Origin of the sequence: Desulfoluna sp., from assembly GCF_030145185.1 — a bacterium.
Taxonomy (GTDB): domain Bacteria; phylum Desulfobacterota; class Desulfobacteria; order Desulfobacterales; family Desulfolunaceae; genus Desulfoluna.
Window position 1 is genome coordinate 69,841 of record NZ_JAQYWB010000023.1, and the last position, 11,550, is coordinate 81,390.

An 11,550-nucleotide genomic window follows, 5' to 3' on the forward strand; every position below is an offset into this window, starting at 1 on the left:
TAAGTTAATCCCACTAAAAGACCGGGAGAATCCCCCACGTGTTTCCTGGGGCTACGCGCGCAGAGACAGTTCTCCTTTCTTATTCTTCCAGAGGCAAACTTCCCCTTCTCTCTCTGCTCATGAGAGCAATAAGACATGTCCCGGATATTCCTGTAGACCTTTGCTCTGCCTCTGCACTATGATGGCTCAAAATTATTGAATCACCTGCGGGGAAAACCATGCCATTTATCGCCGATCTTCATATTCACTCCAGATTCTCACGCGCCACCTCGCGCAATTTAACTCTGGAGACCCTTTATCAACACGCGCTTCAAAAGGGCATCGACGTGCTCGGAACCGGGGACTTCACTCACCCTGCCTGGATGGCAGAGATTGAAGAGAAACTGATCCCCACCGACGGAGGGCTCTTCACCCTGAAGCCCGAGCTGACCGCCTCTGTGTCTGAAGACCTGCCCCCCTCACTGACGGGCGGGCTGCACTACATGCTCTCCACCGAGATCAGCTGCATTTATAAAAAGGATGGGGCCACCCGGAAAAATCACAACCTCGTCTTTTTTCCCGATATCGCATCGGCAAAGGCATTTAATAAAAAGCTGTCTGCCATCGGCAACATCGCCTCGGATGGACGCCCCATCCTGGGCCTGGATGCCCGGGATCTCCTGGAAATCGTCCTGGAAACCAGTGAGAAGGGAGTCCTCATCCCCGCCCACATCTGGACGCCCTGGTTCTCCATGCTCGGTTCCAAATCCGGCTTCGATTCGGTGTCCGCCTGTTTCGGGGATTTAAGCGGCCATATTTTTGCCGGCGAAACCGGCCTCTCCTCGGATCCCCCCATGAACCGGCGGGTCTCTATGCTGGATGGACTCACCCTTATCTCCAACTCCGACGCGCATTCCCCCTCCAAGCTGGGGCGTGAGGCGAGCCTGTTTGAAACGGAGCGATCCTATGACGCCCTTTTCCATGCCCTGAAAACCAAAGGGAATCCCGGCTTCCTCGGCACCCTGGAGTTTTTCCCCGAAGAGGGAAAATACCACATGGATGGCCACAGAAAGTGTGGCGTCTGCCTGGAACCCCATGAATCCGTTCAGCATGGAGATCTCTGCCCCGTCTGCGGCCGTCCCCTCATCCTGGGGGTACTGCATCGGGTCCTTGCGCTTGCCGACCGATCCGAAGAGGACGTCACAGCCCTCGCCCCTCAACAGCCCGGGTTTGAAAGCATGATTCCCCTGGAGGAGATTCTCTCGGAGATCCTCTCCGTGGGCCCCAAATCCAAGAAAGTACAGACCCAGCTGGCGGGTCTCATCACAAAACTCGGTCCGGAGCTATCTATTTTGAGGGAACTCCCCGTTGACGTCCTCTCATCGGCAGGCGTCCCCCTGCTCGGCGAGGCCATCATGCGGGTGAGACGACGGGAGGTCATTCTTCATGGGGGCTACGACGGGGAATATGGTGCGGTCAACGTCTTTTCAGAGGACGACAAAGCCGTCCTCCCTGGCCAGACTCTCCTTTTCCATGTCCCGGAAGCCCTCTCGAAATCGCCCGACACCCATCCATTGGACTCGGCACCCGTAAAAAAAAAAGAAAAAAGCAATAAAGCACCCGAGCCCCCGGCCAAAGGACTGAACCCCCAACAGGAGGAGGCCGTCAACCATCCGCAAGGCCCCCTTCTCATCATCGCAGGGCCTGGAACCGGAAAAACCCACACCCTCACCCGGCGCATCACCGCCCTGGTCCAAGGGGGGATCGATCCCGCATCAATTCTTGCCATTACCTTTACCAACCGGGCCGCCCGGGAGATGGCCGAAAGGCTCCGCGCCGCCCTCGACACCCCGCCCCCACTCGCCTGCACCTTTCACGCCCTGGCACTGGACCTTTTAAGCCAAAACGAAAAAATGCCCCTTGGCATCGCCGATGAAACCGCTCGAAAGCGCCTCCTGCAGGAAGCCCTTCTTGTGTCGCTTTCAGCTGAAGAGCGTAAACTCATGAGCCCAGGCGTCCTCGGTCGTCTCATCGAGCAAGCCAGGCAGCAGCTGATTTCATCAGATGAGGATCTCTCTGGTATCACGGCTACTTATATTGATTTGTTCAGGCGATGCTACAGCGCTTACGAGCTCCTGCTGAAACGAAACGGCATCATCGATTTTGAAGGGCTGATTTTTCATCTCGTGCAGGCCCTTGAAGCGGATCCGGCCTTTTGTCAGCGCATCACAGCCCGGTTCCCCCACCTCTTCATCGATGAATACCAGGACCTCAACCAAGCACAATATCGCCTGGTCCAACTCCTGGCCCCCCCAGGCCATGCCATCTGCATCATCGGGGACCCGGATCAAGCCATTTATGGATTCCGGGGCTCCTCCGCCCGTTACTTTCACCGTTTTCTTCTGGACCAACCGGACGCCACACGCATCACGCTGACGCAAAACTACCGAAGCAGTAAAGCCATCATAGCCGCTTCGGGGAGTGTCTTAGGTGATAAGACAAAGGTGGTATCAGATATCGACGGGGTGGAGCACATCACCATTATCCCCTGCCGAAGCGGTGAAGAAGAAGCCGTGGCGATCGGAAAACAGATCGAAGCGCTGACCGGGGGCATCGGCTTTCATTCCATGGATTTCGGACATGCCGGCAACAACGCCGTCGACTTGAGCTTTGGTGACATGGCCATTTTGACCCGCACCCACAGCCACGCCGTGGAGATCGCCTCACGACTTGGCTCGGCCGGGATTCCCTGCGCCGTCACCGCCCGGGAGGGACTGTTTGATCACCCCCGCATGAAGCAATTCCTGGCGGTTTTAAAGCTTACTTCCGGTTGCGGCAGCCTCATGGACCTTGAGACGAGTCTCCCCCTTCTCACCAAAAAAAGTCTCACCTTTCCCCTCTACCCTCCCGTCTCCAATGAAGGGGCGTATGTCACGGTCAACGACCTGATCGCCAACCCCTATCTCCTCACCGACACCTGGTGCAACGATCGGCCCACCATGCTTGAACTCCTTGGATTTTTATTAAAACTTCGCATGGCGTGCAAAACGAAAGGCCCCCTCTCCCAGATCCACAGCGTGCTGAAACATCTTCCCGCCATCGCCGATGAGCTCAAAGAAGACGACCGCCTGGACGATGGCCTGCAATCCCTCCTTGACCTGGCAGAGACCTACGGAACCCGGGGAACCACCGCCCGTTTTCTTGCCCAAACCGCCCTGGCAAAAGAACAGGACAGCCTGGGCATGAAAGCTGAAAGAGTCAGCATCCTGACCCTTCATGCCTCCAAAGGGCTCGAATTCCCCGTGGTCTTTATCGCCGGATGTGAGGCGGGCAACCTTCCCTTTGAGCCCACATACGGGACTCCATCTGATCTGGAGGAAGAACGCCGACTGTTCTACGTGGCCATGACGCGCGCCAAAGAGCAACTCATCCTCACCCACGCCGGCCAACGCATCAAATTCGGCCAACCCGTTGCCTGCACCCCGTCTCCCTACCTCGCCGAGATCGACGCACACTTGAAACAGACCCAGACACGAAAAACCACCCCGCAAAAAGCTGAAAGCCCGGTGCAGTTGTCGCTATTTTAACGCACGGCTCCCTGATGTCAAAATCAGGGGCAAAAGCCTGCCTCCGGCGGCAAGGTGGAGCCACCTTGAAAGCGGGTTTGCGAATGCTCTTCGGCTGCCGGTACTTCCGTGTCAATTCGGGGCGGAACAGATATCGGATTTTTATCTTTCCCACAGCTCCTACGCCCGAAAAACAAAAAAGCCGGGGCCCCTTGAACAGGGACACCCGGCTTTAACCGTTCAAAACCAATTTTTCAAACACGCCTTTATCTAAACCTCAGAAAGATCCTTGAAAATGGTTCTCGCGTTATCGATATCGGTTCTTATCTGCTGAGAGAGCTCTTCGATACCGGAGAATTTCTTTTCATCCCGGAGCTTTTGAACCATGTTCACCTTGATGGTCTCGCCATAAATATCACCGGAAAAATCGAGAATATGGACTTCAACCGTAAAGATGTGGTCGTCAAATGTGGGACTGTACCCGATGTTGGCCACACCTTGAAATTGCCCCAGACTGCAGGAAATAGCCACGGCATAGACACCAGAGGCAGGGCAGAGCTCATCGCTCAAATTGATATTGGCCGTGGGGAACCCGAGAAGCTTGCCTCCCCGGTCACGTCCCGAAACCACGGTGCCCCTGACCTGATAAAACCGCCCCAGAAGTTCGGGAGCACGGTGCACCTCACCCCGGCTGATGATCTCCCGGATTCGAGTGCTGCTGATGCGTTTTTCTCCGACATTCACCCATTCCGGGGTGATCACGTCAAAATCCATCTCTGCGGCAAATCGTTTCATCAGGGCAATATCCCCCTCTCGCTTGCGCCCAAAATAGTAGTCGTTCCCGACAATAATGGCCTTCATGCCCAATTTGCCCACCAGGTAATCCACCACAAATTGCCGGGCTTCAATGGCCGCAAATTCCATGGTAAAAGGAACGGTCACCAGCACATCCACGCCACAAGCGGCGATCAACTCTGCCTTCTGCTCGTGAATGGTAATCAGCGGGGGATGATCCCCGTTGCAAAGAATCTGCTTGGGATGGGGGTCAAAGGTTACGGCCACACTCTGTGCACCAATCTGTGCGGCTTTCTCGACGGCCGATGCAAGAAGCGCCTGATGCCCCTTATGGACCCCGTCAAAGTTGCCGATGGTGATCACACTATTACGAAAGGGATGCTTGATTCCCTCAAAACCTTCGTATAATTCCATGATATTTAAGCACATCTCCATTTTTCGACTTGGCTGCGTGTAAAAGGGAATTTATAAATTCTTTTGATGTTAAAATCAATGTTTTTCCCAATTCCTTTTTTTGAAAGCTTTTGCAAAAAAAGGGTTGATCAAGCCGCAGAGCACTGTTATAAGTCTTTCACAAATTGCCGAAGTGGTGGAATTGGTAGACGCGCTAGTTTCAGGGACTAGTGAGAGCAATCTCGTGGGAGTTCGAGTCTCCCCTTCGGCACCAAAAAAAAACAACAAAGCCTCTGCTTGATTCAAGCAGGGGCTTTTTTTGTTACGACATGAGTCCCGGCAGATTATTTTCGATAATCAGCCAGAACAATCACATTGTCGGGCACTGTTTTTTCTTCCGATAAACGATCGAGGACCTCCGGGTCCACGATCTCCACGCAGACATCTTCGAACCAGTGCTCACACATCACCTCAAAGGGATAAAAAGAGTCTCTGGATTCTCGGGTCGTACGCAAGAGGGCGTTGACATGTCGCCCAAAATCGAAGGCCTCATCCGGCCCCACCGGCAAACCGCCCATGTCACCAGCTTCGGACTCAAGAGCCAGGCTCACATCATTAATATGCGCTTGAACACTCCGATCACCCCGCACACAGGCCAGGATAACCTGATGTTTATCCACAAAATTTTCAGCCACTAAAGAGGCGTACTCCTCACCCACCAACCCCTCTTCCGCACACAAAAACACCATTTCATTCACCAACCGATGGCAAAAAGCATTCACAAACCCTGAAAAATCTCCTTTTCTCACCCCCACCATGACGATGGCGTAGCGACTCCTCACGTGCATGGCGATGACGCAATTGCGCCTGGCGATCTTAACAAGGTGCACCACCCAGTGCATGGCCGTTCCATCACAAAAAGACGGATCGTCAGCAATCATCCGGATTGATGGTGTTTCCACCGGAGCCCCCTGGGCATCGGCAATAAACGCCGCAAAAGCTTTCGTACAGTTAAAAACCAGCATGATCCGATTACCCCTGATCCAAATGGTCGTCTGAAGATTTGGTACTGCTGCCTGCCACGAGAAGGCAAGCCATGAAGCGTCGTCTTATTTCGACGCCGCCAAAATATCACACCCGCCCCGCCTGTGCCAGCAAAAGGCGCGCCTCGGAAGCGGAACGGCCCAAGATCAATATCCACACCAAAAGCAGGTTTCCTGTTTGATATTACACTCTTTTATTAGTATAATAAGAGGTGATATGCCAAACGCCGATGGCAAAGACGGGGTTTGCCGGAAAAATAACCTTATCTGACCCACCAGAACCCCGCAAGGCATGACACCCTTCCAGCATTCGCTGCATGCCCTCCACCACCTGGAGTCACAGCCCCCTTCTGTTGCCACACGCATTCCTTTCGTCCAGGACATCCGAGAACAACCCCAAAGCACCTGCCATAATCAGCAGGGAAAACGGAAAAAATGATGCCCCTAAAAAAGGAACGACAGCTCAAGATTTTTTCCGGCCTCGGCCGCTCCCTGGTCACCGCCTTTCTCCTCATGGCACTGGTCCCCCTGGCCCTGGTCAGCGTGATCAGCTATCAGAAAGCCCACCTCAGCCTGACCGCGCTGACGCACAAGGCGCTTGAGATCACGGCTGAAATGAAAACCCGGGAAATCCGATCTTTTTTTGGCAAAATGACAGCCGACCTCTCTCTTCAGGCAGAAATGATGTCCAACATTCGATTGCTGGAGGAGATGACGGAAGGCTATCTCTCTTCAGGCAAACCACTTGAAAGCTATGTCAAGTCGGTTGAATGGACACGTATCGTGGATTATTTTTCAAGGGACCTGAAAAAATTCTGCCACTCCTTTGAACACCATGACATTTATCTCATCAGCCAAAATGGCGATATTCTTTATTCCATGATGGCCGGGACGGACCTGGGGACCAACCTGTTTACCGGTCGGTACCGAAACACAAAATTTGCCCACACCGCCGAAAAAACCTCTGAAACAGGTCGCCTCGCTATTTCTGATTATGAACGCTACCCCCCTTCCGGGAATCATGTGGTCGGTTTTATCACGGCCTCTATTAAGGCCATTAATGGGAAAAAAATTGGGCTTCTGGCTCTCCAATTCGACATCAACCCCATCAATACCATCATGCAGACGCAGGGTGAGCTCGGAGCATCAGAAACGACCTACCTCGTGGGTGCCGACCTGACCCTGCGATCCCTGCCCGCAAACGCCCCGGGGAAAAAATTGATCCAGGAAAAAGTGATCACCGCCCAGACCCTCCTGTTCTCGGATCAGCAAGAAGCCGGAATCGCCATTGAGGACATGGATCATGGGGCGCTCATCTATGAAGGTCCCACAGGCTCCAAAGTCATGGGAGTGCATCGTGATCTCCTGATCAGCAACCTCCTGTTCGGCGTGATCGCTGAAATAGAAGAGCGGGAAGCCCTGGCTCAAATTTATGGGTTGAGGCGGTTTATGTTTTTCATCATGGGGCTCACCGGCGTGATCGTCATTTTTGTTGCGGTGATCAGCGCCAGGCGAATTGCCGGCCCGGTGATTCGCCTCACCCAGGGCGCCAGACGGGTGGCGACCGGCGATTATTCCCAATCCATCCAGAGCACCGCCAAAAATGAGATCGCCGAACTGACACATTCGTTCAACACCATGGTGGCCTCGCTGAAAACCACTCGGCAGCAAAATCAGCTCACCGAATGGTTTCAAAAGGGACAGATGGACCTCAACGCCAAAATGCGAGGCATTCAGGACCTTCCTGAGCTCTGCGATGGCATTGTCGCTTTTCTGGCAGAATACCTGAATGCCCAGACGGGGGCCATCTACGTGGCCTCGGACGAGAAGACCCTGGTGCTCACCGGCCGCTATGCTTTTTCAAGCGTTGACGGTCAGGATGAGACCTTTCGGTTCGGAGAAGGCCTCGTCGGGCAGGCCGCCCTCGACAGACGACGCATCCTCCTGCCGGAAATCCCGGACCATTCCCTGAAAATCAACTCTGGACTCGGAGAGGTTCTTCCCCGGGCCCTGATGGTCACCCCCTTTATCCGAAACAACACGGTCATTGCCGTGGCGGTTCTCGGCTCCCTCGATTCCTTTTCGGACTCTGCGCTCAAATTTATCGACCTGGTCTCCGAACCCGTCGCCATTTCACTCCAGACGATCCTGTCCCATATCCGCATGCAGGCCTTGCTGACAACGACCCAGACCCAGGCTGAAAAACTTCGCGTTCAGCAGGAAGAGCTCCAGACATCCAACGTTGAATTAAGCACCCAGTCCGCGAAACTCGAAGAGCAGAAAAACAGCGTCCACAAAAAAAACATGGAACTTAAAAAAGTTCAGACAAAACTCGAACAAAAAGCCAGGGATCTCGAGGTAAACTCAAAATACAAATCGGAATTTCTGGCCAATATGAGCCATGAGATCAGAACCCCCATGAACGGGGTCATCGGCATGACCGGCCTGCTCCTGGACACCGAATTAACCGATGAACAGCGCCGCTACACAGAAACCGTCCGGGCCAGTGGAGACTCCCTGCTGGGGCTGATCAACGACATCCTTGATTTTTCAAAAATTGAAGCTGGGAAACTGGAGATGGAGATCCTGAATTTTGATCTCAACACCCTCCTGGGCGATTTTGGTGAAATGATGGCGCTCAAAGCCCATGAGAAAAATCTTGAGTTTATCTGCGTGGCCTCCCCTGAAACCCCGTCCCGTCTCAAGGGGGACCCGGGACGGTTACGGCAGATCCTCACCAATCTCGTGGGAAATGCGATTAAATTCACCCATGAAGGGGAAGTGGTGGTGCGCGCAACGGTTCAGTCCGAGACCGACGAAACAGCCGTCCTGCACTTCTCGGTGCGCGACACCGGCATTGGGATTCCAGCAGACAAACAAGCGTCACTGTTCGAACAGTTTACCCAGGTGGACGCCTCCACCACACGGAAATATGGCGGTACCGGCCTGGGCCTGGCCATCTCCAAACAGTTGGTCGCGGCCATGGAAGGGGACATCGGGATTCTATCGGAGGAGGGCAAAGGCACAGACTTCTGGTTTACGGCTCGTTTTCCCAAACAGCAGACCACGGGACTGGACACAGCCCCCGCAGCCGATCTTCGGGGCTCACGCATCCTCGTGGTGGATGACAATGAAACCAACCGGGAAATTCTTCTGGCTCAATTAAAAAATTGGGGCGTCCATGCCCATGAGGCCTCGGGCGGAGAAGCGGCCTTGCATTGCCTGCAGGAAGCCCTTGATGCCAAGGCGCCCTATCACTTGGCGATTCTGGATATGCAGATGCCGGAAATGGACGGAGAGATGCTTGGCACGGCCATCAAGGCGACCCCACTTTTTTCCGAGACACGCCTGATGATGATGACATCGCTGGGACAACGGGGAGACAGCAAACGCTTCGAAGCGATCGGATTCGAGGCCTACCTGACAAAACCCGTCCGGCAATCCGACCTCTACGACAGCCTCATCGTCCTGCTTTCGGCAAGAAAGGACCAGCCCGACCGAGGCATTGTCACCCGACACGCGGTCCGGGAACTCCGAAATATTGCGGGACGGATTCTCCTGGCAGAAGACAACGCCATTAACCAGAAGGTGGGGCTGGGCATCCTGAAAAAACTGGGGCTGCATGCCGATGCCGTCGCCAATGGAAAGGAGGCGATCCGGTCCCTTTCCACCCTCCCCTACGACCTGGTCCTGATGGATTGCCAAATGCCGGAGATGGATGGTTTTGAAGCCACCCGCACCATCCGAAGCCCGGAATCACCGGTTTTGAACCATGCGATCCCCGTCATCGCCCTCACCGCCAACACCATGGTCGGAGATCGTGAAAAATGCCTGGAAGCCGGGATGAACGATTTTATTTCAAAACCCTTTGCCCCCCAGAATCTGGCAAAAATACTCTCACTCTGGTTGCCGGAGAAAGGGGAGGGTTCCGACCCTACCCCAAAAACCCTCTAAAAACCCGAGAGAAATGGAAAATTGAATGCGTGTCGGCACCTCACGCGGCGCGGCGTCTCTCGACAGGAAGCCTTGGAGCATCCTCTGCGGCGCTATCCCTCACCGCCCGCCCACTGACCTGATACAGCCTCAAGGCCAGAAAAGTCCCTGAGACCGTCAGCCCCACGATCAGGCTGAGCCAGAACCCGCGCGCGCCCATGGCCGGGACCAACCGATCGGTCATAGAAAGGAGGTACCCCAGGGGCAAGGTAATCACCCAGTAGGCGGCAAAGGTGAGGAAAAAGGTAACCCGGGCGTCTTTGTATCCCCGAAGCGCACCCTGGGCCGTGGCCATAATGGAGTCGGAAAACTGATACAACGCGGCAAAAAAAAGAAGATCGACCGCCACCGCCGTAACCTTAGGGTCCTGGGTATAGACCGCCACGATGGATCGGGCAAACACCAGGGTAAAGCTTAAGGTCAAAAGCGAGATACCCATGGCCATCAAACACCCGGTGGCCGCAGCAAAACGCGCACCTTCGGGATCCCTGGCTCCAAGGGCGTGACCGGCCCGAATGGTCAACGCCATCCCGATACTCAGTGGGATGGAAAAAACCACGCCAGAATAATTCAGGGTGATTTGATGCCCCCCCACCACCACAGGCCCCAACACGCCGAGAAACAAGGTGATGCACGCAAAAATACTGCACTCCATAAACAGGGTTCCCGAAATAGGAAGGCCCAGCTTCAACAGCTCTTTCAAACCCGAGGCTGAAGGAAGGGAAAATTCGGCAAAGGGCCGCCCCTCCCGGCAGGTTGGGCTCACCGCCGTATACCCCCACATCAGCAAGAAAAAAAGCCAGAAGGTAAGCCCGCTGGCCCATCCACACCCCGCGCCCCCCAGGGCAGGCATGCCCAGCTTGCCATAAATCAAGATATCATTGGCCACGTAGTTAAACGGCACGGTGACAAGCGAAATCAACATCTGAGGCTTGGTCCGTCCGATCCCTTCGGCATACGATTTCAGGACAAAATAACAGGCAATGGCTGGGAATCCGAAGGAGATGCCTTCAAGGTACCCCTTCACAATGGCCGTCACCGGCGCCGAGGTGTTCATCCACACCAACAGGGGATCCATATGCCGAATGCCCACACACAAAAGGACCGAGAGAAAAAGGGCCAGCCACAAGGCCTGACGGACCACCTCGCCGGACCTCGCTTTTTTCCCCGCACCGGTCAAGTGGGCGGTGATGGGGGTCACGGCCATCATCATCCCGCTCAGGGCGATGATAAAAGGGAAGCACAAACTCGACCCCACGGCCGCCCCGGCCAGGGCGTTACGGCTGTAATGCCCCGCCATCATGGTATCGATAAAACCGGTCGCCACCACAGAGAGCTGAGACAAGACGATGGGAAAAGCAAGGAGGGCAATGGCCTTCATTTCTCCCTTTCGGCTTTTCAAAGGGCGAAGGAGAATCGGCGTCAGTGGTGAGGAGCTCATAGTTCACTATTTCTTATAGGAAAAAGTTAAAATCAATCAAATGAACCCGGATATTTCACGAAGGGTGAGAAAATCAAACCGAATACCGTGGATTACATTTTGCATTTTTGAAACGACTGAAAATATGACTGCAAAGATCTGTAATTACAAATCATTTTTCAGTCCTGATTGTTTTCTCATAAAATATCCGGGTTAGCCCGGATATTTCACGAGTTGGGTGCGCTCATATGCAAGGCATCAGAGCTGAAGATGTAGTGGTTTACCTCAAAGCTCTGATAACGCGGCAGATGAGTGCACCCGGCGCGCCCGAAGGGTGAGAAAATCAGACAGAATACCGTGG

5 protein-coding genes and 1 tRNA gene are annotated in these 11,550 nt (G+C 54.3%); 3 read left to right on the forward strand and 3 right to left on the reverse strand.

The features are described 5' to 3' along the window. The first annotated feature begins 218 nt into the window (after positions 1 to 218). Entirely contained in the window at positions 219 to 3,566 is a 3,348-nt protein-coding gene (locus Q1Q75_RS09500) for a UvrD-helicase domain-containing protein (protein WP_300669764.1), read from the forward strand. A 249-nt stretch (positions 3,567 to 3,815) separates the two neighbouring features. Here Q1Q75_RS09500 and Q1Q75_RS09505 read toward each other — a convergent pair whose 3' ends face one another. Next, positions 3,816 to 4,754, reverse strand: coding sequence for a bifunctional riboflavin kinase/FAD synthetase (locus Q1Q75_RS09505; protein WP_300669766.1), 939 nt, complete (start codon positions 4,752 to 4,754; stop codon positions 3,816 to 3,818). Between the two features lie 166 nt (positions 4,755 to 4,920). Here Q1Q75_RS09505 and Q1Q75_RS09510 point away from each other — a divergent pair. Continuing rightward, positions 4,921 to 5,007, forward strand: a tRNA-Leu gene (locus Q1Q75_RS09510). 70 nt (positions 5,008 to 5,077) lie between these two features. Here the strand turns inward: Q1Q75_RS09510 and Q1Q75_RS09515 are convergent. Beyond that, positions 5,078 to 5,758, reverse strand: a complete 681-nt coding sequence (locus Q1Q75_RS09515) for a hypothetical protein (RefSeq protein ID WP_300669768.1) — start codon at positions 5,756 to 5,758, stop codon at positions 5,078 to 5,080. Positions 5,759 to 6,211: 453 nt separating this feature from the next. On the opposite strand from Q1Q75_RS09515, the gene Q1Q75_RS09520 reads away from it, so the two are divergent. Continuing rightward, entirely contained in the window at positions 6,212 to 9,730 is a 3,519-nt protein-coding gene (locus Q1Q75_RS09520; protein ID WP_300669770.1) for a response regulator, read from the forward strand. Positions 9,731 to 9,770: 40 nt separating this feature from the next. Here the strand turns inward: Q1Q75_RS09520 and Q1Q75_RS09525 are convergent, their stop codons facing one another. Next, positions 9,771 to 11,210, reverse strand: coding sequence for an MATE family efflux transporter (locus Q1Q75_RS09525; RefSeq protein ID WP_300669772.1), 1,440 nt, complete (start codon positions 11,208 to 11,210; stop codon positions 9,771 to 9,773). Positions 11,211 to 11,550 lie beyond the last annotated feature (340 nt).

Excerpts from the sequence above, each read along its gene's own strand:
- Q1Q75_RS09500 (WP_300669764.1), top strand. The coding sequence starts at position 219 with ATGCCATTTATCGCCGATCTTCATATTCACTCCAGATTCTCACGCGCC.
- Q1Q75_RS09505 (WP_300669766.1), bottom strand. The coding sequence starts at position 4,754 with ATGGAATTATACGAAGGTTTTGAGGGAATCAAGCATCCCTTTCGTAAT.
- Q1Q75_RS09515 (WP_300669768.1), bottom strand. The coding sequence starts at position 5,758 with ATGCTGGTTTTTAACTGTACGAAAGCTTTTGCGGCGTTTATTGCCGAT.
- Q1Q75_RS09520 (WP_300669770.1), top strand. The coding sequence starts at position 6,212 with ATGATGCCCCTAAAAAAGGAACGACAGCTCAAGATTTTTTCCGGCCTC.
- Q1Q75_RS09525 (WP_300669772.1), bottom strand. The coding sequence starts at position 11,210 with ATGAGCTCCTCACCACTGACGCCGATTCTCCTTCGCCCTTTGAAAAGC.